The organism is Neisseria subflava (assembly GCF_024205705.1).
GTDB classification, from domain to species: Bacteria; Pseudomonadota; Gammaproteobacteria; order Burkholderiales; family Neisseriaceae; genus Neisseria; species Neisseria subflava_D.
Genome location: NZ_CP073115.1, coordinates 1334128 through 1355846, shown reverse-complemented (window position 1 = coordinate 1355846; position 21719 = coordinate 1334128). Strand labels below are relative to the sequence as shown.

Genomic DNA, 21719 nt, shown 5'->3' with positions numbered 1-21719 from the left:
TATGGAAAACGCCGTCTGAAAAAGACGGCGCGAGGTATCAGGCAATGGTGTTGGAGATTTTGTTTTTTCGGCTCCGTTTCCACTTGAAGATATAAGCGGCCACAACGGGAATCAAGGCGATAATGGATTTGAATGTCCAGCCTGAATACCATGTGCCTTCGGGAACGTCGCTTGCAAGCCAAGTGAAGTACGGCCACCAGCAGGCAACCAGGCTGCCGAGGAACAGCGGCCAAATATGACGGCTTAAGTTGCGTTGCCATAAAAGGAAACAGATGGCCGCCCAAACAAAAGTCAGTACGGTAATCAGGAGAATGGTGTAGGCATCTGAAATCAGAATGGCGGCAAAGTAGTAGCTGAGTCCGACCCATAATAGGGCAAGTATCAAGACGATGATTTCTTCCGGGCGTTTAAACATATTTTCTCTCTTTTATAAGACTGGCAATGCGTTAATACTATACCCTAAACAAGAAGCGATGATAAGAGTCTTTCAGACGGCCTTGTAGTCGGGTTTGCTATAATGGGTGCAATCAATTTTTTGGAAAGGACAAACCATGACGGCAAACTTTCAAGAAACGCTGAAGGCTTTGGGCAAACAGGCAAAAAAGGAAGCAGCGGAGCGGGAAGAGGAAGCTAAGGCTAAAAAGCAGGTAGAGGATGTGGATTTCAGCAAGGCAGTTGGCAAGATTACGCCTTTGAAAAATGCCGGCAACTATTATGAACAGCCCCGTGATAAATCTCCGATCAAGCCGCGCCCCAAAGAAATGGCGACTTTGGAGCAGGAAGATTATTTTTATGTAGGCAGCGGCGGCTGGGAAGAACCGCCGGCTTCGTTCAGTAAAAACGGGCAGGGTAAAAATGATTTGATGCGTTTGCGAAACGGCCATTATCCTGTTGTGGCTGATGTGGATTTGCACGGCTATACGCAGGAAGAGGCGCAGCAGGTATTGAACGAATTTATTGAGCTTACGAAAAAACGCGGCGTTTGCGGCGAGATTGTCCACGGCAGCGGCTTGGGTTCTGCAGGCTATAAACCTATTTTGAAAAATATGACGCGTCGCTGGTTGATGCAGCATCCTGATGTGTTGGCTTATGTTGAGCCTCGACAAGGCAATGATGGCGCAGTCAGGATCTTGTTGAAGCGTCAACGCCGAGACGATGATTGGAAACAGTAAAATATAAAAAGCAGTGTCGATAAAATGACACTGCTTTTTATGGTTGACAGACTAAGAAGATTTCTTTTTGGAAATTGATTCGCAACCTTTTCCATTGGTCATTGCGGTTTTGAAATTATTGGCTGAATCAATATCAGTGCATTTGTAAGCATTGCCCAAACTATCCATCCAAACGGAAAGGGTATAGCCTGTTTTTGTGGGAATGGCTTTCAAACGATAGGCTCGGCTTGTACTGGCATCAATCATTTCGGCGGAGTATTTGTATTTGTCTGCCAAATCTTTATGGCCTTTGTATGAGGAAATAAAGTCATCCAACTGAGTTTTAATCTCATCAGTTTTCCACTTTGGATTTTTAACCATCTGGTTTTTAAAAGCGGAATTGATGGCGACTAACTCGGCATGCACTTGTGATTGGTAGCCTCGTTCAATGTAGCGGTTGTAAGAGGGAATGGCAATGATGCTCAGGATGCCTAAGATGGCGACGGCAATCATCATCTCAACCAGCGTAAAGCCTAGTTGTTGGGTAGAGGTGGTATTCATTTTATTATTCGCTGGCAACGTAAGACTGAAGAACGACTTGGGTATTGGCATTCTTACCCCATGCCTTGGCTGTAACACGGTAGGTAATTCGACCATCAGTAGTTTTGCCTAAATATTCGATGATGTAGCGTGGATTATTTACGATGCCGCTTTTTTTATCTAAAGGATATTCCGTACCATTGGTGTCAATACACAGGTTTTTGTCGCATTTGCGCTTCCAAGCATCTACGGTTGGGCTACCTTCTTCAGTAAAATCGCCATTGGATTTTACGTTTGGTGTGGAACATAAACCTTTTTTACATTTTGCGGTAAAAGTAGTCTTTTTACCTTCAATATCAAAAATTTGATTTTCACCTTCACGCAGTGCCGCTTCGGCTAGGGTGGTTGCCAGTTTGCGGTCGGCATCATTGGTGCTGATACGCTGTTCAGTATTGTATGACTGGGTAGCTGTGACCACGAGCAGGGCGATGACGACCATCATCATTAAGACGATAAACAAAGCATAGCCCTGCTGCCGGTCAGGTTTGATTAGAGTGATCGGTCGGCGCATACGTTTCCTCCGCGGATAGTGGCATTAATATTATAGATATCGACTTTATTGTCTTGTTCTTTTGATGGGTCAATACTGCCGTTATTCAGTACGATTTGGATAGAAGCCGGAGACTTAGCCTCAGCTGAGATATCCAATGCGTTTTTGTAATCAAATGATTCTGTATTTACTCCGCTGGCAGATGCATTTTCAGAATCAGGACATTCTGCATAGATATAGTGGATATCCATGGTTGTAATGCCTTTAATCAACAGCTGCGGATTACTCCATGAGCCATCATTTGATAATTGGAAACGGAACAAACCGCTCTCTTCACCAAGTTTGCCGGCAGCGTAGGCAATCATTTCATGTTTCATGATGGCGATACTGCCGTCTTGATCAGAGTCGTTAATTTTTAAAGCCAATTTTGCCGCAGCTAAATCTTTAATTTCTGTTTGAGGCTTTGCAATGCCTGAGCAGCTACTGACAATAGCAGTTTTTGCAGCAGGGTTTGCTTTGTCGATTCCATATTGAAACAGCAGGGCTTTGCCGGTTTGAGCAAAACCTGCATAGCCTAATTTATTGATTTCTTTAACCGGTAACAGCTTATTCACACTAGCTGTTTTCAATGTGTATTCATCCGAGCTTTTGTCTTCTATTACTGCAGAGGCGGGAGAATTCGACATATTGAAGCAGCCGAAATTGCCTGCCATACGCGCATCACGGACGATCATATTGGCGGTGTTACGCAAATCTTGTTGGATACCGATACGGGTGTTGGCAGATTTGTTCAATCCACGTGCAGTAAAGTAGGTGGAGCTGACAGCCATTAAGACGATCATGCTGAGCAGGCTGGCAACCAGAAATTCAAGGATGCTGAAACCGCGCATAGTGGTTTTATTGGGAATATGGTTGAGTAAGCGTTTATTGTTCATTGTTAGTCTCTTACGCGTGATTGGTAGGTATAGACAACGTGATGCCCCGATGTGTTGAGATTTTTTGCGCTATTTTCTTCTTCGACATCTTGCAACCATAAAACTTTCACGATGGTCGTGTCGCCTTTGCCATCGCATTTTGCATTAAACCCATTTTCGTAAGTTGGCTCTGCGCCGGAAGAATCTTTGCAGATGGTCGAGAAGACTTGGGCTTCGGGAAGGGCTTTGGTTAAGTCAGCCTTAAACTGGGCAATTTGCGCCTGCGCAAGTTGCGCTTTAGTCATTTTGGCTTCAAATTTTGCAGTTTGTTTAGAGTCGGATTTTAGATAGGCATCATAGGATTTTTTATAACGGGAGGTTTTTTCCCCTGTAGTATCGGTTTCTTCAGAGAGCGTTGGGTTAATGAGCATGCCTTCAATCAGATTTTGCGTAATTTGGGCGACGCTGGTTTGATTTTCAGACTCGCGCACGTTGGATACGGTACGCAGTTGGACAGCCAGAAGGGCCAGCACACCGATGGCAAGGACAAACATGGCAATCAAAACTTCAATCAGGGTCATGCCTGATTGAAGTTTTGGGGTAAAGCTTGTTGGACTTGTTTTCAGACGGCCTTTAAATGATCTGAGATGAGTAGGATTAGTAATGTTCATAAGATACCGTTGTTATTATTTGGAAGTGTATTCGCACATTTTGCGCTCATCGTTTTTAGTACAGATTTCGACATGCCCATTGCCATTGATTAAAAGTACGGTAGCACGGGCTTTCTTGGTTTCAGCATCGGCGGTGGATTTATCCGTCAGGCTGATTTTGATGTAGCCGTCTGAAAATTGATAATTTTTGCCATCGGTCGAATGGCCAAATGTACCATTGGGCAGGAATCTCCACCAGACTTCTTTTGAAGCGGAAGCAGATAGTGCAGGACGTTCAGTACCGGTAGGGATATGGTTGAAGCTGTATTCCACTTTGTCAGTATCTCCATTAAGAATAATGGAACGGACGGATAAATCGACTGTATCGTTTTTATAGTTGGAATCTTCGTTTTTATCAGCGTAAGCCAACATACCATTACCGGCATATTTGGAATCGCAACCATTATTGGGCGAGCCATCGGATTTAATTTTGACCGGGCAGATGTAAACGGGAAGATTGAGACGGACGGCCTCATTACGCGCGAAGCGCAACAGGTTGGCAATTTGCTCTGCTTGCGATGCCGCACGTCTAGAGGCAATCCATTGATTCATATTGGGAAGTGCGATGACTGCCATTACTGCTGCAATAGTAATGACGATCAGCAACTCAATTAGGGTGAAGCCTTTTTGTGTCTGATACATGAGTGATTTTTTGGTAGTAATGTGTTGGGTAACTGACGTTTTCTCTTTTGCACTTGCCTGTGGCAATGCTTTTGCTTTTATTAGATTTATTTTAAACGATTTTGTAATGCGTGACTAATGAAATATGAAATTCGGTTAGTTTTTCAGACAATCTGTCTCAATCTTCCATCAACATGGATTCTGGAACATAGGCAGCATTATCAAATTTGGTAAATTGCCCCATCCAAGTGAGGAATACTTTCCCGACAGGGCCGTTACGGTGTTTGCCGATAATACATTCCGCCAAGCCTTTTGCGGGTGAGTCTGAGTTGTAGTATTCATCGCGATACATGAACATAATCAAGTCGGCATCTTGTTCGATTGCGCCGGATTCACGCAAGTCGGACATCATCGGGCGTTTGTCGGTACGCTGCTCAACTGTACGGCTTAACTGCGACAGGGCAATGACGGGAACTTGCAATTCTTTGGCCAATGCTTTGAGTGAGCGGGAAATTTCGCCAAGCTCGGAAGCGCGGTTGTCAGAACGGCCGGAGCCTGACATTAACTGCAGGTAGTCGATGACGATCAAGCCCAATTTGCCGTTGAATTGACGCGCAAGACGGCGGGCGCGGGCGCGCAGTTCGAGCGCGGTCAAACCCGGAGTTTCATCGATATACATGGGTGCATCGGAGAGTTTAACGACCGCCTCGTTCAGACGGCCCCAGTGTTCGTCTTGCAATCTGCCGGTTTTTAAAACGCTTTGGTCTAAACGTCCGACTGAACCCAGCATACGCATAACCAGCTGCGCACCGCCCATCTCCATCGAAAATACGGCGACAGGCAGCTTGCCCTCTACGGCAACGTGTTCCGCAATATTGATCGAAAAAGCGGTTTTACCCATAGATGGACGGCCTGCGACGATGATCAAATCGCCCGGTTGGAGGCCTGATGTTTTTTTGTCGAGGTCGATAAAACCTGTCGATATGCCGGTTACCTCATCAGGATTGTCGCGCGAATAAAGCATATCGATGCGCTCGACCACTTCTTTCAAAAGGTCGGGCATCTCAAGGAAGCCTTGTTTGGATTTTGCGGTACTTTCGGCAATTTGGAATACTTTGTTTTCCGCCTCGTCCAAAAGCTGGCCTGCATCGCGCCCTTGCGGATTGTATGCGCTGCGTGCAATTTCCGTGCCGACTTCGGCAAGCTGGCGCATGATGGAACGCTCGCGCACAATTTCGGCGTAGCGGCGGATATTGGCAGCGGATGGCGTGTTTTGCGCCAGTGTAATCAGATAGTTGAATCCGCCTGCCGCTTCCAATTCTTCATTGCGTTCCAAATTTTCTTGGACGGTAATAACGTCGGCAGGACGGCTTTCATTAATCAGGTTGGCAATCGCACGAAAAATCAGGCGGTGTTCGTGGCGATAGAAATCCTCGCCGGAAACGACATCAGCAATACGGTCCCAAGCAGAATTTTCCAGCATCAAGCCGCCCAATACGGATTGCTCCGCTTCAGTGGAATGTGGCGGCAGTGACAATGCGCTGATTTCACGGTCTTCAGACGGCATATCGGAATAATTGCTCATGACGGGCATCTCTGGCTGGAAAATTGCAATCCACTATTATAGCGCAGTGTAAGTTCAATTGGTTTGTTTAGGCTAAAGCAGGTAAAATAGCAATGTTGTCGATTTGACAACACACACTACCAAAATATAAATATCAATAATTAGGAGCATAAAAATGGAACACAAGCTGCCACAATTGCCTTATGAACTGGATGCGTTGTCCCCTCATCTGACCAAAGAAACTTTGGAGTTTCACTACGGCAAACACCATCAAACTTACATCACCAATTTGAACAATCAAATCAAAGGCACTGAGTTTGAAGAAATGCCTTTGGAAGAAATCCTGAAAAAATCTTCCGGCGGTATGTTCAACAACGCTGCCCAAACGTGGAACCATACTTTCTACTGGCTGGGCTTTACCCCTAAAGGCCAAGGCAAACCTGCCGGCGAATTGGCTGCGGCCATCGATGCCAAATGGGGCAGCTTCGAGAAATTCCAAGAAGCGTTCGATGCTTGCGCGGCCGGTACTTTCGGCTCTGGTTGGGCATGGTTGGTGAAAACGCCTGCCGGTGAATTGGATCTGGTTTCTACTTCCAATGCAGGTACTCCGCTGACTACTGAAAACACTCCGCTGTTGACTTGCGACGTATGGGAACACGCCTACTACATCGACTACCGTAACAGCCGTCCTAACTACCTGAAAGGTTTCTGGGAAATTGTTAACTGGGATGAAGTTGCCAAACGCTTTGCCGCATAAAACGATATGAATGAAAAGGCCGTCTGAAAAATTTTCAGACGGCCTTTTTGTCGATATGGGTGTGAAGAAATGGTTTAGATGAATGTTTTTTCTGTCTGATGCGCAAAATTATCATGGAGCAGAAAAAAGGATAAACGGGAGATTATGCTAAAATATTGTCAACAATTTTCTGATTTCGCATGATATGGAATCAGCGTTTGACACACATAGACAAGAGGATTTTATGAAATTTCTAGACCGTGAGGCAACCATTGCCAAACCCGGCTTTAATCGTTGGCTGGTACCGCCTGCCGCTTTGGCCGTACATCTTGCCATCGGGCAGATATACGCTTATTCCGTGTTCAATGCGCCGCTAACCAAGCTTATCGGTATTACTGAGTCAGCTGCAGGAGATTGGAAGCTGACCACGGTTGGTTGGATTTTTAGCATTGCCTTGGCGATGTTGGGCGCGTCTGCCGCTATGTTTGGTACTTGGATGGAACGCGTTGGGCCGCGTAAGGCGATGTTTGTTGCCGCCTGCTGTTTTAGTTTGGGCTTTTTTGTGTCGGCGATTGGCGTCCATACGCATAATCTGTTTTTGCTTTATTTGGGCAATGGTGTGATTGGCGGGGTTGGTTTGGGCTTGGGTTATATCGGGCCTGTATCGACACTGATGAAATGGTTTCCCGATAAACCGGGCATGGCGACAGGCTTGGCGATTATGGGTTTTGGCGGCGGCGCGATGTTGGCTTCGCCTTTATCCGTGTCGCTGATGAATTTTTTCTCCAGTGAAACTTCAGTTGGCGTAGCGCAGGCTTTTGTCGTTTTAGGATTGTTTTATTTGGTGTTGATGATGTTCGGCGCGTTTACGATCCGTGTACCTGCCGATGGCTGGAAACCTAAAGGTTATGTTGCGCCGAAAATCAAAAACAAATTGGTCAGCAGTAATCACGTCAATGTTTCCGAAGCCATGAAGACGCCACAATTTTGGCTCTTGTTTTGGGTGTTGTGTCTGAACGTGACAGCGGGTATCGGCGTTTTAGGTCAGGCTTCTGTCATGATTCAGGAGCTGTTTTCTGAAACTTCTGTCGGTAAACAGGCTGCCATTGGCGCAGGTGCGGCGGCAGGTTTTGTGAGCCTGTTGAGCCTGTTTAATATGGGCGGCCGATTTTTGTGGTCCAGCGTGTCCGACAAAATCGGGCGTAAAAATACTTATACTATTTTCTTTGTGCTCGGCTCGCTGTTGTATTTTGCCATTCCGTCTATTGGCGGGAGCGGTAACAAGGCTTTGTTTGTTATTGGTTTCTGCGTCATTATTTCCATGTATGGCGGCGGTTTTGCAGCGATTCCGGCGTATTTGAAGGATTTGTTCGGCACTTATCAAGTCGGTGCAATCCACGGCAGGATTTTGCTGGCATGGTCAACTGCGGCTGTTATTGGCCCGGTGTTGGTCAACTATATCCGCCAAAGCCAAATTGAAAGCGGCGTTCCGGCTGCTGAAGCTTATAGCATTACCATGTATATTATGGCGGGTTTGTTGATTGTCGGCTTATTGTGTAATTTGAGTGTCCGTTCGGTTCATGAAAAGCATCACGAAAAAGACATTAAGGTCGCGGCACATAGTGGTAACCCCGATGATGAAACCGCTGTATCCGATGCTTATCTGATCAGCAAGAAAGTATCAGCAGGTGGTATCGGCGTATGGTGGCGCTGGGCTTTGGTTTGCATTCCTTTGGGCTATGGCGTCATTATGGTGTTTGTTAAAGCCTTAAGTTTGTTTAATTGATTGTTGAAAATTAGAGGCCGTCTGAAAGTTTCAGACGGCCTTTTTTACATGTTGAACAATTAATCTTTTGATACGCTGATGGTATGTTTGATGTGTTTTAAATTCGCAACGATGGTAAAAGTCATCATCACCAGTAATGCCCATGAACTCCATTTGCTGATGTGTACCGATGCCCAAGCGCCGATTTGGTTGGGATAGCGCCAAACGCCGAATAGGGTTCCCAAATTTTCCGCCAGCCAAATAAAAAATCCAATCAGGACGAAAGCGAGCAGGAGCGGCATTTTGCGAGTGGTGTCATAGGGTGTGTACAAGACCGTTGTCCGGGCGTATAGGCCGAGAGCAAAAGCAGCGAGATACCAGCGATAGTCGCCGATATAGTGATGGGTGAAAAAATTGATATAAATCGCCAGTGCGCACAAAGTGCCCAACCAATACGGCGGATGGCTTTTGATTTTTAAGTCAAACAGCCGCCATGCTTGAATGATATAGCTGCCGACCGCAGCATACATAAAACCCGCAAACTGCGGTACGCCGCCGATTTTGGTGTATGCCTCATCCGGATAACTCCAAGATTGGATATCGCCAGATGTTTTGAACCACTCTAAAGCAAAGCCCACCAAGTGAAACAGCGTAATCGATTTGACTTCATCCCAAGTTTCCAGCTTGAAATACAGCATGGCTACTTGTACGGAGACGGCAAAAATCAGCAGCAGGTCGTAGCGCGAAATTCCCAACCAGCCTGTTTTCGGAATGAGGAACATGGCAATGAAAAACAAGCCTGCAAATAAGCAGGCTCGTGCTTCTTTTAAACCAAAAAACCAAAATTCAACGATAAAGCGTCGCCAACCATGCAAATCCTTGCGTTTGGGATGCTCAGTCAGCCAAGTATCCAGTTTGCCCAACATGTTTTCAGACGGCCTCTTTATCTTAAAAATGTTTTAGGCAGATTGAATCGGAATGACACGGTTTTGCTTACGCTTTGCGCCACCTTCGCAGTAGTTGGTTTTGACATAATCTTCAACGATTTGTAAAAACTCGGCAGCGATATTGTCGCCTTTGAGGGTGACTTTCCGCTCGCCGTCTACATAAACCGGCGCAACCGGTGTTTCGCCTGTACCTGGCAGGCTGATACCGATATCGGCAAGTTTGCTTTCGCCCGGACCATTTACCACGCAACCCATTACAGCGACGTTCAATGATTCAACGCCTGGATATTCAGTGCGCCAAACAGCCATTTTTTGGCGTAAATAGTTTTGTACGTCTTGAGCCAACTCTTGGAATACAGTACTGGTGGTACGGCCGCAACCCGGGCAGGCTGTAACCATTGGCGTAAAGGAGCGCAAGCCCATGGTTTGCAGGATTTCCTGACCGACAATGACTTCTTGAGTGCGAGAACTACCGGGCTCGGGGTTAGGGAGATTCGAATGGTGTCACCGATACCTTCTTGCAGCAATACGGCTAAGGCCGCGGTAGATGCTACAATACCTTTGCTGCCCATGCCTGCCTCAGTCAGACCGAGATGGAGCGGGTAACGGCAACGGCTGCCTAATTCGCGGTAAACCTGAATCAAGTCTTGTACGGCGCTGACCTTGCACGACAAAATGATTTTGTCTTCGGGTAAGCCCAAAGCCACGGCTTTTTCTGCCGATTCCAGCGCAGAAACAATCAAAGCCTCTTTCATGATTTCTTCAGGCGGCTTCGGTGTGGCAGAAGCTAGGTTGGCATCCATCATGCGCTTGGCAAGGCTTTGATCAAGCGAACCCCAGTTCACACCGATGCGTACGGCTTTATTGTTTTCTGCGGCAGTACGGATCATAAAGGCAAATTTTTCATCGCCTTTTGCACCTTTGCCGACATTACCCGGGTTGATACGGTATTTAGACAGGGCTTTGCCGCATTCGGGAAATTCAGCCAATAAGCGTTCGCCATTGAAATGGAAATCACCAATCAAAGGCGTGGTGTAACCCATATCGTCTAAGCGGCTGCGGATTTCGGCTACTTTGGAAGCCGCTTCAGGAGTATTGACCGTGATACGAACCATTTCTGAGCCGGCATCGCTCAACTCTTTGACCTGTCGGGCGGTTGCTTCTGCATCTGCGGTGTCGGTATTGGTCATAGATTGCACAACAACGGGCGCATCGGAGCCGACGATGAGGTGGTCAATTTTGACTTGATGTGTCTGACGGCGTTTAGGTGTGGTCATTTTAGTTTTTTCCTGCAACAAAAGAGGCGGATTTTTCACCGGCAACACGGTATTTCAAAGGTTTGATAGGTGTGCCGCCGTAATTGGCTTCCGAGCCGGCTGCAATACCGATCCAAACATTGTAAGGCGCGCCGCCTCTCAGACGTTGTTCGCTTCCGGCCGGAACGATACGGCTGAATACAACTTTTCCATCTTTATCCGTAATAATCAGATTGCTTCGGTATTGGACTTTAATCCAAAGTTCGTCTTTCTCAATTTTGACGGCAGGCTTCTCTTCTTGTGCTACGGCAGAAGCTTCAGAAGCTGCTTGATCATTAGTCACTTCAGGCTTATTGGTAATTTCTTTTTTGCCGTCTTCCGTCATTTCGCTAACGGCAACATTATCCGTTTTTAAGGCAGGCGTTTTCATCGTATCAGCAACATCTTTGCTGTTCTGAATATTTGCCTGCTCATTTTCAAAACTGGATTTACTTTGCCAAAAGTAAACGCCGCCTACAGCCAAAGCCAATGCGGCTATTCCCAATATCCATTTTGGGAAGCCTTGTTTTTCGGTGTCTGTGTAGCTTAAGCCGGCGTTGGCGCTGCGTGTTACCGCGTATACATGGTCTTCAAGTTGCGGAGTAATGGAGAGCAAATGTTTGGTGATGGTTTGTTCGTCGATTTTCAGAAATCGTGCATATGAACGCAGATAGCCTGAAACAAAAACTAAGCCGGGAAAGCCTGAATATTCCCCTTTTTCCAAAGCATCAATTTGTTCGGCAGACAGTTTCAAACGTGAGGCAACATCTTGAATATCGATTTTGGCATCAGTTCTGTGTTTGCGTAATTTATCCCCCAATGTTTTGGCGGCTTGTGTGTCGTAGTTGATTTTATCGTTATTTTCCATTTAGTGGCCTGTTGTGACGGTTTGTAGTTCGTCTGAATAAGGGAAGTTTGCCCTAAGTTGGGCTTCGTATTCGTATGCGGCGTGTTTATTGCCCAAGGCGGTAGCCAAACGCCAGCCTAAGAGTAAATCGTCAGCCTGCAGGACATCAACTTTGCTTTGGTATTGGCGGAAATAATAGTCGGCATCGTTCAGATTGCCTGCCATCATTTTGGTTCGGGCAAGTTCTTTGAAAGCAGGGAAGAATTGCGGATTTGCTGCTAAAGATCTTTCCAAATAGGCTTGGGCTAAAGAGTATTGGCCTAACCTTGCGCTGCAAATGCCTTTATTTATATTGGCAATAAAGGGGCTTGGGTAGGTTGGGTCGGCCAGTGCTTTATCAAAATAAGCCAAAGATTCGGCTGGTGCATTCATTTGATTGCACAAGAACCAACCGTAGTTGTTGTTGACTTCCGCGCTATCAGGTTTTAAAGACAATGCTTTAAGAAAGCTTTCCTGAGCTTTATCTTTGACCTTCAAATACTGATAAATCTCGGCGCGTACCAACCAAGCAAGGTCATTTTTTGAATTGGACTTAAGCGCCTCTTCGATACTTTCGGTAGCTTGGCGGTAGTTTTGGCCGCGCATATATTCTACAGCCAGTTGGGTTTTGATATTAGAAACTTGAATGGCACGTTCTTTAGGGCTTGGGCCGGAAGAGGAAGCGCAGGCTGAAAGAGTCAGTGCGGTAAGTAAAGCGAATCCGAACTTGATTTTCATAATTAACCTTATTGTTCGACCAAAATCTGTTGCCATTTTTGTTGACGGCGTGTTTTATCTTGTACTTGTCCGGCCAGTTGTCCGCAAGCGGCATCGATATCGTCGCCACGGGTTTTGCGGACAGTAACGACAAAGCCGGCTTGTTGCAGAATATCGCGGAAGACACGGATATTTTCATTGCTAGAACGTTCGTAGCCGGAATTTGGGAAAGGATTGAACGGAATCAGATTGAATTTGCATGGTACGTCTTTAACCAACTCAATCAATTCGCGCGCATGTTGCGCTTTATCGTTGATGCCGTCGAGCATAACGTATTCAAAGGTAATAAAGTCACGGGGGGCTTTGACCAAATAACGTTGACAGGCCGCCATCAATTCTTTCAACGGATATTTTTTATTCAGCGGAACGATTTGATCGCGTACTTCGTCGTTGGAAGCATGAAGGGATACTGCCAGCGCAACAGGCATTGCATCGCGCAGCCTGTCCATTTGCGGCACCATACCCGATGTAGAAACGGTAACGCGGCGACGGCTTAGGCCGTAGCCATGATCGTCCAGCATGATGCTCAGCGCAGTAACGACATTATCAAAGTTCGCCATTGGCTCGCCCATGCCCATCATGACTACATTGGAAATCACGCGTTCGTTTTTCGGCGTAACGCCCATTGCTTTATTAGCCCACCAAAGCTGACCGATAATTTCAGCTGCAGTTAGGTTGCGGTTGAAACCTTGTCGTCCGGTAGAACAGAAGGTGCATTCCAATGCGCAACCTACTTGGGAAGAGATACATAAAGTACCGCGTTCGGCTTCGGGAATGAAAACGGTTTCTACACCGTTGCCCGTGCCGACATCCAGCAACCATTTGCGTGTACCATCAGTAGATTCTTGTGCCATCATTAATTTAGGCACTTCGATTGTGGCTTGTTCATTCAACTTGGCGCGCAATGATTTGGCCAAGTCAGTCATTTCTTCAAAGTTTTGTGCACCCGCTTGATGCATCCAACGCATTACCTGCTTGGCGTGAAAAGGTTTTTCGCCCATTTCGGCAAAGTGTTGCGTCAGTCCGTTTAAATCGTAGTTCAGTAGATTGGTTTTCATGTATTTTTATGTTTCTCAGTAAAGCTTTTAAAGCAAAGAGGCTTATTGGGCAGCTTTGCTTTAAAAGCCTTTGGGTTTTCAGACGGCCTTTAATTTGTAGGACATACAAAGCAGTTTTGCCGTCCGATATAAATCGGACGGCCGTAAAGCGGCTACAGGCTTTTACTCTTAGCGTGGGCAGATTTCGCTTTGGCTGAAGAAGTAAGCAATTTCAATCGCAGCATTTTCAACGCTGTCAGAACCATGTACGGCATTAACACTGACAGATTCTGCAAAGTCGGCACGGATTGTGCCAGGAGCTGCATCGGCTGGATTGGTTGCGCCCATCAATTCGCGATTTTTGGCAACGGCGTTTTCACCTTCCAATACCTGGATCATAACGGGATTGCGTGTCATGAATTTAACCAAGTCTTCATAAAAAGGGCGGTCTTTGTGTACGGCATAAAACTCTTTTGCTTCACGCTCAGAGAGATGTTTCATTTTCGCCGCAATAATGCGCAAGCCGTTTTCTTCAAAGCGGCTGTAAATCTTGCCGATGACGTTTTTTTCTACTGCATCGGGTTTGATGATGGAAATCGTACGTTCGATGGCCATGTTATGTCCTTGTTTTTATTAATAGGTAAGTTGCCGTAGCCAAGAGGCGAGGGAAGTGTATTCTACCAAATTTCGCCCCTTTTTGGGAAAGGCATTATTTGCTTAAAGTCAGGTGTGGTTGTTCCAAATAGACTTCAGATTGCATTTCGATCATACGGCTGGCTGTACGGGTAAATTCTTCGGCAAAATCGCCTTCAACGTAAATATCGTTTACGCCAACTGCGCTAGTGGCGCACAGCTTCACACGGAAATCATATAAAACGTCAATTAACCATGTCAGACGGCGTGCTTCTGCTTTTTCTTGCGGGGTTAGACGTTCTAATCCTGAAAGGAAAACCATCTCGTAATGTTCGGCTAAATACAAATAGTCAGCTTGTGAGCGCGGGCCAAAACATAATGCACGGAAATCAAACCAGATGGCGCGTTCTGACTGGGCTTTATGGGGGATTTCCCGTCCATGGATAATGCTGATGCCTGGGTTTAATTCAGAGATTCCGCTCATTTCTTTAAATAAAGCAGCGAGTTTTTGCTCGTTTTCTTCATTATTGGGGACAAAGAAAATTTCGGCAGGACGCAGCGTACGCAAGCGGTAATCTTCGCCACCATCCACATTTAAAACGGTCAGGTTGGACTCGATAAGGGCGATGGTTGGCAGAAAGCTGCTGCGGTTTTGGCCTTGAGGATAGAGTTCGGATGGAGCGTAGTTGGAAGTGGCTACCAAGACTACACCTTCATTCAGCAGGTTTTCCAGCAAACGGCCTAGAATCATGGCATCGGCAATATCGCTGACGTGGAACTCGTCAAAGCATAATACGCGTGTTTCTTTGGCAATTTCTGTTGCAACGGCTTTTAAGGGATTGGCTTCGCTTTTCAAGACTTTAAGGCGTTGATGGATTTCGGCCATGAAGGCATGGAAATGCACGCGACGCTTACGACGATAGGGGAGACAACCGAAAAAAGCATCCATCAAAAAGCTTTTACCGCGTCCTACGCCGCCATAAAAATAGAGTCCTTTAGGTACTTGGGGAGAACGCAAGCTACGGCCGAGAAAACGGTTGCGTTTGCGTTTGAACATCATCAGCTCGGTCCATAAACGGTCCAAATATTCAATGGCTCGCGCTTGGGCTTCGTCGCGGATAAAGTTGGGTTGCTCGGCTGCAGCTTGATACCAAGTCAATGGGCTGTGGTTTTCAAATGGAGGTGGTGTGAATAGTTGGTCTCTATTGCTCATGTGTAACCTTTATTATGCTTTACTGGCGATAGTTGAAACATCATCCGCAATAGTTTGGACAGTAGTTGGAATGATGTTTTCATTACAGAATAGTCGGTCTATTATAAATGATTTCAGACGGCCTGCGTTTTTTGCAAAAGCATTGTAGTAAATATAGTTGAAATAGTGTGCGATTAAGGTATGCGTGAAAAGAGCCGGCTTTGGTATTTCTTGCGAAAACAAAAAAAACGCCGCATTTCTGCGGCGTTTTGCTACTAAGTATTAATGAGCACTTTCTTGCAATGCCAAGTCTACACGCTCACGCAACTCTTTACCAGGTTTGAAGTGAGGAACATGCTTTTCAGGCACTTCCACGCGTTCGCCGGTTTTTGGGTTGCGCCCTATACGGGCAGGGCGGTGGTTCAAGTCGAAGCTGCCGAAGCCGCGGATTTCGATACGTTGTCCACGAGCCAGTGAGCGGGTCATGGTATCAACCAAGACTTTTACACTGTATTCGACATCTTTAGCCAGCAGTTGGTTGCCATTTTTTTCGGCAAACACTTCTGCAAGGCGAACCATCAATTCAGACTTCGTCATGTCTGCAACCTTATTCTTGGTCGCCGGACAGTTTGGCTTTCAGCAAGTCGCCCAGGCTGGTAGTACCGGCATTGGCAGTTGCAGCGGCGTTAACTGAATTCAGCGCTTCGCGGTTTTCTTTAGCGTCTTTCGCTTTAACAGACAGACGGATGCTGCGGTTTTTGCGGTCAACGGTAACGATAACGGCTTCAACTTCGTCGCCTTCTTTCAGTTTGGTAGTCAGGTCTTCAACGCGGTCAGCAGCGAATTCAGAAGCAGGCAGGTAGCCTTCAACTTCTTCAGACAGAGCGACTACGGCACCTTTGGCGTCAACAGATTTCACAGAACCTTTAACCAAAGAACCTTTGTCGTTTACGCTGATGAAGTTGCCGAACGGATCACCTTCCAGTTGTTTGATACCCAAAGAGATGCGTTCTTTTTCAACGTCGATGGCCAATACAACGGCTTCAACTTCTTCGCCTTTTTTGTATTTGCGTACAGCTTCTTCGCCGGCTTCAGTCCAAGACAGGTCAGACAAGTGAACCAGGCCGTCGATGCCGCCAGGCAGACCTACGAATACGCCGAAGTCAGTGATAGATTTAACTGCGCCGGAGATTTTGTCGCCTTTGTTGTGGTTGGCGGCAAACTCTTCCCAAGGGTTAGCTTGGCATTGTTTCATACCCAAAGAGATACGGCGGCGGTCTTCGTCGATTTCCAGGATCATTACTTCAACTTCGTCACCCAATTGAACAACTTTGCTTGGGTGTACGTTTTTGTTGGTCCAATCCATTTCGGAAACGTGTACCAAACCTTCGATGCCTTGTTCGATTTCAACGAATGCACCGTAGTCAGTCAGGTTGGATACTTTACCGAACAGGCGGGTACCTTGTGGGTAACGACGGGTCAGGCCGCTCCAAGGATCTTCGCCCAGTTGTTTCATACCCAAAGAAACGCGTTGTTTGTCTTGGTCGAATTTCAGGACTTTAGCTTCTACTTCTTGACCAACTTCCAAAACTTCGCTTGGGTGTTTCACACGGCGCCATGCCAAGTCGGTGATGTGCAACAGACCGTCGATGCCGCCCAAGTCAACGAATGCACCGTAATCGGTGATGTTTTTAACGATACCTTTGATAACTGAACCTTCTTGCAGGTTTTCCAGCAAGGCTTTGCGCTCTTCGCCCAAAGTAGCTTCCAGAACAGCGCGGCGGGACACAACAACGTTGTTGCGTTTTTTGTCCAGTTTGATCACTTTGAATTCAATTTCTTTGCCTTCGAAGTGAGAAGTGTCTTTTACAGGACGTACGTCAACCAAAGAACCCGGCAGGAATGCGCGGATGCTGTTGATCATAACAGTCAGACCACCTTTGACTTTGCCATTGATAACGCCGGACAGGATGTCGCCGTTTTCCATAGCTTCTTCCAAAGCGATCCAGTCGGCAGCGCGTTTGGCTTTTTCGCGGGACAGTTTGGTTTCGCCGAAGCCGTTTTCAACAGATTCGATGGTAACGGTAACGAAATCGCCAACTTTAACTTCAATCTCGCCCTGAGCGTTTTTGAATTCAGCAACGTCAATCAGAGATTCTGATTTCAGACCTGCGTTAACGGTAACGAAGTTTTGATCAATGCCGACTACTTCAGCAGTAATCACTTCACCTGGGTTCATCTCTTGCAGGGTAAAGCTTTCTTCAAGCAGCTGGGCAAAATTTTCCATAGTCATATATACTCTTTTCGGTACACCGCCAAGGGGTGCGGGTTAGGTTTGAAATGACCTGCCGTCCTTGGCGCGGCAGGTTGGGAAATGTTTTCAGACGGCCTTGTTATAGGGTTAACATGCCGTCTGAAATGAAAACTTCGCGATTATACTCCAAATTTTAAACTTTATGATACCAATCAAGCACTTTTTTTACAGCTTCTTCGATAGAAAGGTTATCAGTATCTAAAAGCAGGGCGTCGGGCAGCTGTTTCAACGGAGCAACAGGGCGGCGGCGGTCTGCTTCGTCGCGCGCCTCAATGTCCGACAAAATACGCTCGAATGCAACGCCTTCGCATGGAATACCGAGTTGCTTTGCACGACGTTGGGCGCGGACATTGGCACTTGCGGTCAGGAAAATTTTTAATGCGGCATCAGGGAAAATAACCGAGCCGATATCGCGGCCGTCGGCGACCAAGCCTTTTTCGGTTAGGAAGTCGCGTTGGCGTTGCAAAAGGGCGGCACGCACTTTAGGCAACTGCGCGACGGCAGATGCGCCCATGCCAATCGCTTCGGTACGGATTTGCTCGGATACATCTTCGCCGTTTAATAATACGGCGCTGCCTTCAAATTGTGCGGGCAAAGTTTCTGCCAGTGTGCTGACGGCATCTTCATCTGTCCAGGCAACATTTTGTTTTTGTGCGTAAAGCGCGGTCAGGCGGTAAAGCGCACCGGAGTCGAGGTAAAGAAAACCCAAGGCTTCGGCTACGCGTGAGGCAACTGTCCCTTTACCGGATGCGCTGGGGCCGTCGATGGCGATGACTTTTTGCTTGAGGCTCATGTGTTCTCCTGAATGCGATAGGTATTTGAATTAACCGTTTATTATACGTTGCTTTGGCCGTCTGAAAACGAAAATTTTTGTGTGATTTAGATTTGAGGGGAAAGCGGTTCGGCCTTATCAGGTATAATGGTCAAAATCATAATTTAACCGCTTTGTCTGATTGTTCGGGCCGTCTGAAACAACGGGTCGGGAACGGTCTTAGAATTTAGAAACATTATGTTACAAACCGATAATCTTACTTCTGCACAACCTCAGCGCATTATCACTGCTCAAAATATTTCCGCTCAGGAAGAATTGCTTGAACGCGCTTTACGTCCGAAAACTTTAGACGACTATATCGGGCAGGATAAAGCAAAAGAGCAGTTGGCCATTTTTATTCAGGCGGCGAAAAAACGTGGCGAAGCGCTTGACCACACTTTGCTGTTTGGCCCTCCGGGTTTGGGCAAAACTACTTTGGCGCACATTATTGCCAAAGAATTGGGCGTTAATTTGCGTCAAACCAGTGGTCCGGTTTTGGAACGTGCCGGCGACCTTGCAGCCTTGTTGACCAACCTCGAGCCGCATGATGTGCTGTTTATCGATGAAATCCACCGTTTAAGCCCGTGGTTGAGGAAATCCTTTATCCTGCGCTTGAGGATTATCAGTTGGACATCATGATAGGAGAGGGGCCGGCTGCGCGTTCAGTCAAAATCGATTTGCCGCCGTTTACATTGGTTGGCGCGACGACCCGTGCCGGTATGTTGACCAATCCGTTGCGCGACCGTTTCGGTATCGTATCCCGATTAGAGTTTTATCAGAATAAAGATTTGGCAACTATTGTTGCCCGTTCTGCTCAACTATTGCAGTTGGATATGGGCGACGAGGGTGCGATGGAAGTGGCCAAGCGCAGCCGTGGTACGCCGCGCATTGCTAACCGTCTTTTGCGACGTGTACGCGATTATGCCGATGTAAAAAACAACGGCGTGATTGATGTGGAAATTGCCGATGCGGCTTTGAGTATGCTGGATGTGGACGGTCAGGGTTTGGATGTGATGGACAGAAAATTCCTTGAGGCAATTCTGCACAAATTCAGCGGCGGCCCTGTCGGTTTGGAAAACGTGGCTGCTGCGATTGGCGAATCAACCGATACCATCGAAGATGTGATTGAACCATATCTGATTCAGCAGGGCTTTTTGCAACGTACACCGCGCGGACGTGTAGTAACCGAACGAGCCTATCTGCATTTCGGTTTAAAGGTTCAAGAATAATAATGAAGGCCGTCTGAAAACTGCTTTCAGACGGCCTGATACTTTCAATTTCATATGATTGTCGGCAAATATCTGCCGATAATCGGTTAAAATGTCCCCCTTTTCTTTTTTGAAGTTTCCCCATGAATATCTTATCCGTAGAAAATGCTTCTTTTGCCGTCGGCCATGTCGCCTTGCTCGACAAAACTTCTTTTCAACTCGACAGCGGCGAGAAAATCGGTTTAATCGGTCGTAATGGTGCGGGTAAGTCTTCGTTTTTAAAAATCCTTGCAGGCGTACAAAAGCTCGATGACGGACAGATTATTGTTCAAAACAACCTCAAAATCGTTTATGTACCGCAGGAATCCTTTTTTGATAAGGACGCAACCGTATTTAATACCGTTGCCGAAGGTTTGGGCGAAATTCGTGATTTATTGCGCCGTTATCATCATGTCAGCCATGAGTTGGAAAATGGTTCGAGTGAGGCTTTGTTGAAAGAGCTCAACGAATTGCAACTTGAAATCGAAGCGAAGGACGGCTGGAAACTGGATGCGGCAGTCAAGCAGACTTTGGGGGAACTCGGTTTGCCGGAAAACGAAAAAATCGGCAACCTTTCCGGCGGTCAGAAAAAGCGCGTCGCCTTGGCGCAGGCTTGGGTGCAAAAGCCCGACGTATTGCTGCTGGACGAACCGACCAACCATTTGGATATCGACGCGATTATCTGGCTGGAAAACCTGCTCAAAGCGTTTGAAGGCAGCTTGGTTGTGATTACCCACGACCGTCGTTTTTTGGACAATATCGCCACGCGCATCGTCGAACTAGACCGCGGCATTCTGCGCTCCTATCCCGGCTCGTTCTCCAAATATAGCGAGAAAAAAGCGCAAGAGTTGGCAGTCGAGGCAGAACATAACCGCCTGTTTGATAAATTTCACGCGCAGGAAGAAGCATGGATACGCAAAGGCATCGAAGCGCGCCGTACCCGTAATGAAGGCCGTGTGCGCCGTTTGGAAGAGCTACGTCACCAGCGTGCCGAACGCCGAAACGTACAAGGGCAGGTCAACTTCAAACTCGACAGCGGCGAGAAAAGCGGCAAAATCATCGCCGAGCTGGAACACGCCTCGTTTGCCTACGGCGACAAAGTCATCATGGACAAATTTTCCGCCATCTTGCAGCGCGGTGACAAAATCGGCTTAATCGGCCCAAACGGTATCGGCAAAACCACCTTCCTCAAGCTGATTCTGGGCGAATTGCAGCCGACCTACGGCAGAATCCGCATCGGCAGTAAACAGGAGGTTGCCTATTTTGACCAGTTCCGCAGCGCCTTGAATGAAAACGACACCGTGTTTTATACGCTCGGACAGGGCAATGATTACGTTGAAGTCGGCGGCAAGAAAAAACACGTCATGAGCTATTTGGAAGATTTCCTGTTCCATCCAGCCCGCGCGCAAAGTCCCGTTTCATCGCTCTCCGGCGGCGAACGCAACCGCCTTCTGCTGGCAAAACTCTTCACCCGCCCCGCCAATATCCTAGTCTTGGATGAACCGACCAACGACTTGGACATCGACACCCAAGAGCTGCTCGAAGACTTGCTGCGAGATTACCAAGGCACGGTATTCCTTGTCTCGCATGACCGTATGTTCTTGGATAATGTGATTACCCAAAGCATTGTTTTCGAAGGACAAGGCCGTCTGAAAGAATACATCGGCGGCTATCAGGACTATATCGACGCAAAATCGCGGGAAGAGAAAATTCAGACGGCCTCTGCGCCCAAAGCGGTTGTCGAGCCTGAAAAAGTCAAACCCAAAGCCAACCGCACGGTCAAACTTTCCTATAAAGAACAGCGCGAACTCGACGCTCTGCCTGATGAAATCGCCGCTTTGGAAACCGAGCAGGCTGAAATCAATACCCAGCTTTCCGATCCTGAAATTTTCAAAGATTACGAAAAAGCAGGTGCACTGCAAAGCAGGGCTGAAGAAATCGAGATGTCGCTTTTGGAAAAGCTGGAACGCTGGGAATGGCTGGAAGCGAAACAAAATGGCGAAGCGGTTTAAATTAGGAATTTTGTCCC

Annotated in this window: 20 protein-coding genes and 2 pseudogenes; 5 read left to right on the top strand and 17 right to left on the bottom strand. The window is 47.0% G+C overall.

Annotated features, from left to right (window positions below; all coding sequences use genetic code 11):
• Positions 1-37 precede the first annotated feature (37 nt).
• Positions 38-415, bottom strand: coding sequence for a hypothetical protein (locus tag KCG54_RS06550; RefSeq protein WP_101755531.1), 378 nt, complete (start codon positions 413-415; stop codon positions 38-40).
• Positions 416-551: 136 nt separating this feature from the next.
• Here KCG54_RS06550 and KCG54_RS06545 point away from each other — a divergent pair, with 136 nt between their 5' ends.
• Positions 552-1172, top strand: a complete 621-nt coding sequence (locus KCG54_RS06545) for a Smr/MutS family protein (RefSeq protein ID WP_254323729.1) — start codon at positions 552-554, stop codon at positions 1170-1172.
• 51 nt (positions 1173-1223) lie between these two features.
• Here KCG54_RS06545 and KCG54_RS06540 read toward each other — a convergent pair whose 3' ends face one another.
• The 6 genes from KCG54_RS06540 to dnaB form a co-directional block, all read right to left on the bottom strand.
• On the bottom strand, positions 1224-1712 hold the full coding sequence (locus KCG54_RS06540; protein ID WP_254323728.1) for a PilX family type IV pilin: 489 nt from the start codon (positions 1710-1712) through the stop codon (positions 1224-1226).
• Positions 1713-1716: 4 nt separating this feature from the next.
• On the bottom strand, positions 1717-2262 hold the full coding sequence (locus tag KCG54_RS06535) for a pilus assembly PilX family protein (protein ID WP_254323727.1): 546 nt from the start codon (positions 2260-2262) through the stop codon (positions 1717-1719).
• On the bottom strand, positions 2241-3176 hold the full coding sequence (locus tag KCG54_RS06530; protein WP_254323726.1) for a PilW family protein: 936 nt from the start codon (positions 3174-3176) through the stop codon (positions 2241-2243). Before KCG54_RS06530 ends, KCG54_RS06535 begins: the two co-directional genes overlap by 22 nt.
• 2 nt (positions 3177-3178) lie before the next feature.
• Positions 3179-3826: a type IV pilus modification protein PilV gene (pilV, locus tag KCG54_RS06525; RefSeq protein ID WP_254323725.1), complete on the bottom strand. Its 648-nt coding sequence runs from the start codon at positions 3824-3826 to the stop codon at positions 3179-3181.
• A gap of 15 nt (positions 3827-3841) precedes the next feature.
• On the bottom strand, positions 3842-4507 hold the full coding sequence (locus tag KCG54_RS06520; RefSeq protein WP_254323724.1) for a GspH/FimT family pseudopilin: 666 nt from the start codon (positions 4505-4507) through the stop codon (positions 3842-3844).
• Between the two features lie 157 nt (positions 4508-4664).
• Positions 4665-6071, bottom strand: coding sequence for a replicative DNA helicase (gene dnaB, locus KCG54_RS06515; RefSeq protein ID WP_254323723.1), 1407 nt, complete (start codon positions 6069-6071; stop codon positions 4665-4667).
• Positions 6072-6225: 154 nt separating this feature from the next.
• On the opposite strand from dnaB, the gene KCG54_RS06510 reads away from it, so the two are divergent.
• A complete protein-coding gene (locus KCG54_RS06510) occupies positions 6226-6807 on the top strand; it encodes a superoxide dismutase (RefSeq protein ID WP_070460856.1) in 582 nt (193 codons plus the stop codon).
• 223 nt (positions 6808-7030) lie between these two features.
• Positions 7031-8572, top strand: a complete 1542-nt coding sequence (locus KCG54_RS06505) for an L-lactate MFS transporter (protein WP_070608251.1) — start codon at positions 7031-7033, stop codon at positions 8570-8572.
• Between the two features lie 59 nt (positions 8573-8631).
• On the opposite strand, the gene KCG54_RS06500 is transcribed toward KCG54_RS06505, so the two are convergent.
• The 10 genes and pseudogenes from KCG54_RS06500 to cmk form a co-directional block, all read right to left on the bottom strand.
• Positions 8632-9477, bottom strand: a complete 846-nt coding sequence (locus KCG54_RS06500) for a DUF817 domain-containing protein (RefSeq protein ID WP_254323722.1) — start codon at positions 9475-9477, stop codon at positions 8632-8634.
• A 33-nt stretch (positions 9478-9510) separates the two neighbouring features.
• Positions 9511-10775 (bottom strand): annotated as a pseudogene (gene ispG, locus KCG54_RS06495) (flavodoxin-dependent (E)-4-hydroxy-3-methylbut-2-enyl-diphosphate synthase).
• 1 nt (position 10776) lies between these two features.
• The gene (locus KCG54_RS06490) at positions 10777-11661 is read right to left on the bottom strand and encodes a RodZ domain-containing protein (protein ID WP_254323721.1); all 885 of its coding nucleotides are present in this window, start codon (positions 11659-11661) and stop codon (positions 10777-10779) included.
• Positions 11662-12417: a type IV pilus biogenesis/stability protein PilW gene (pilW, locus tag KCG54_RS06485; RefSeq protein ID WP_254323720.1), complete on the bottom strand. Its 756-nt coding sequence runs from the start codon at positions 12415-12417 to the stop codon at positions 11662-11664.
• A gap of 8 nt (positions 12418-12425) precedes the next feature.
• The gene (gene rlmN / locus KCG54_RS06480) at positions 12426-13514 is read right to left on the bottom strand and encodes a 23S rRNA (adenine(2503)-C(2))-methyltransferase RlmN (RefSeq protein ID WP_254323719.1); all 1089 of its coding nucleotides are present in this window, start codon (positions 13512-13514) and stop codon (positions 12426-12428) included.
• A 168-nt stretch (positions 13515-13682) separates the two neighbouring features.
• Positions 13683-14108, bottom strand: coding sequence for a nucleoside-diphosphate kinase (gene ndk, locus KCG54_RS06475; RefSeq protein ID WP_004519785.1), 426 nt, complete (start codon positions 14106-14108; stop codon positions 13683-13685).
• A gap of 94 nt (positions 14109-14202) precedes the next feature.
• A complete protein-coding gene (zapE, locus tag KCG54_RS06470; RefSeq protein WP_254323718.1) occupies positions 14203-15339 on the bottom strand; it encodes a cell division protein ZapE in 1137 nt (378 codons plus the stop codon).
• Between the two features lie 261 nt (positions 15340-15600).
• Positions 15601-15915: an integration host factor subunit beta gene (locus tag KCG54_RS06465; protein WP_003678992.1), complete on the bottom strand. Its 315-nt coding sequence runs from the start codon at positions 15913-15915 to the stop codon at positions 15601-15603.
• 10 nt (positions 15916-15925) lie between these two features.
• A complete protein-coding gene (gene rpsA / locus KCG54_RS06460; RefSeq protein WP_003678994.1) occupies positions 15926-17611 on the bottom strand; it encodes a 30S ribosomal protein S1 in 1686 nt (561 codons plus the stop codon).
• 154 nt (positions 17612-17765) lie between these two features.
• Positions 17766-18425: a (d)CMP kinase gene (gene cmk, locus KCG54_RS06455; RefSeq protein WP_049344765.1), complete on the bottom strand. Its 660-nt coding sequence runs from the start codon at positions 18423-18425 to the stop codon at positions 17766-17768.
• A gap of 216 nt (positions 18426-18641) precedes the next feature.
• Between cmk and ruvB the strand changes: the two are divergent.
• Together ruvB and KCG54_RS06445 are read left to right on the top strand one after the other, a co-directional pair.
• Positions 18642-19672 (top strand): annotated as a pseudogene (gene ruvB / locus KCG54_RS06450) (Holliday junction branch migration DNA helicase RuvB).
• 122 nt (positions 19673-19794) lie between these two features.
• The gene (locus tag KCG54_RS06445; protein ID WP_254323717.1) at positions 19795-21702 is read left to right on the top strand and encodes an ATP-binding cassette domain-containing protein; all 1908 of its coding nucleotides are present in this window, start codon (positions 19795-19797) and stop codon (positions 21700-21702) included.
• Positions 21703-21719: the final 17 nt, after the last annotated feature.

Coding starts and splice junctions, on each gene's coding strand:
- pilV (WP_254323725.1), bottom strand. CDS start 3,826: ATGAACATTACTAATCCTACTCATCTCAGATCATTTAAAGGCCGTCTG.
- KCG54_RS06545 (WP_254323729.1), top strand. CDS start 552: ATGACGGCAAACTTTCAAGAAACGCTGAAGGCTTTGGGCAAACAGGCA.
- zapE (WP_254323718.1), bottom strand. CDS start 15,339: ATGAGCAATAGAGACCAACTATTCACACCACCTCCATTTGAAAACCAC.
- rlmN (WP_254323719.1), bottom strand. CDS start 13,514: ATGAAAACCAATCTACTGAACTACGATTTAAACGGACTGACGCAACAC.
- KCG54_RS06540 (WP_254323728.1), bottom strand. CDS start 1,712: ATGAATACCACCTCTACCCAACAACTAGGCTTTACGCTGGTTGAGATG.
- pilW (WP_254323720.1), bottom strand. CDS start 12,417: ATGAAAATCAAGTTCGGATTCGCTTTACTTACCGCACTGACTCTTTCA.
- KCG54_RS06445 (WP_254323717.1), top strand. CDS start 19,795: ATGAATATCTTATCCGTAGAAAATGCTTCTTTTGCCGTCGGCCATGTC.
- KCG54_RS06550 (WP_101755531.1), bottom strand. CDS start 415: ATGTTTAAACGCCCGGAAGAAATCATCGTCTTGATACTTGCCCTATTA.
- KCG54_RS06505 (WP_070608251.1), top strand. CDS start 7,031: ATGAAATTTCTAGACCGTGAGGCAACCATTGCCAAACCCGGCTTTAAT.
- KCG54_RS06490 (WP_254323721.1), bottom strand. CDS start 11,661: ATGGAAAATAACGATAAAATCAACTACGACACACAAGCCGCCAAAACA.
- KCG54_RS06510 (WP_070460856.1), top strand. CDS start 6,226: ATGGAACACAAGCTGCCACAATTGCCTTATGAACTGGATGCGTTGTCC.
- dnaB (WP_254323723.1), bottom strand. CDS start 6,071: ATGAGCAATTATTCCGATATGCCGTCTGAAGACCGTGAAATCAGCGCA.
- rpsA (WP_003678994.1), bottom strand. CDS start 17,611: ATGACTATGGAAAATTTTGCCCAGCTGCTTGAAGAAAGCTTTACCCTG.
- KCG54_RS06520 (WP_254323724.1), bottom strand. CDS start 4,507: ATGTATCAGACACAAAAAGGCTTCACCCTAATTGAGTTGCTGATCGTC.
- cmk (WP_049344765.1), bottom strand. CDS start 18,425: ATGAGCCTCAAGCAAAAAGTCATCGCCATCGACGGCCCCAGCGCATCC.
- KCG54_RS06530 (WP_254323726.1), bottom strand. CDS start 3,176: ATGAACAATAAACGCTTACTCAACCATATTCCCAATAAAACCACTATG.
- KCG54_RS06535 (WP_254323727.1), bottom strand. CDS start 2,262: ATGCGCCGACCGATCACTCTAATCAAACCTGACCGGCAGCAGGGCTAT.
- ndk (WP_004519785.1), bottom strand. CDS start 14,108: ATGGCCATCGAACGTACGATTTCCATCATCAAACCCGATGCAGTAGAA.
- KCG54_RS06500 (WP_254323722.1), bottom strand. CDS start 9,477: ATGTTGGGCAAACTGGATACTTGGCTGACTGAGCATCCCAAACGCAAG.
- KCG54_RS06465 (WP_003678992.1), bottom strand. CDS start 15,915: ATGACGAAGTCTGAATTGATGGTTCGCCTTGCAGAAGTGTTTGCCGAA.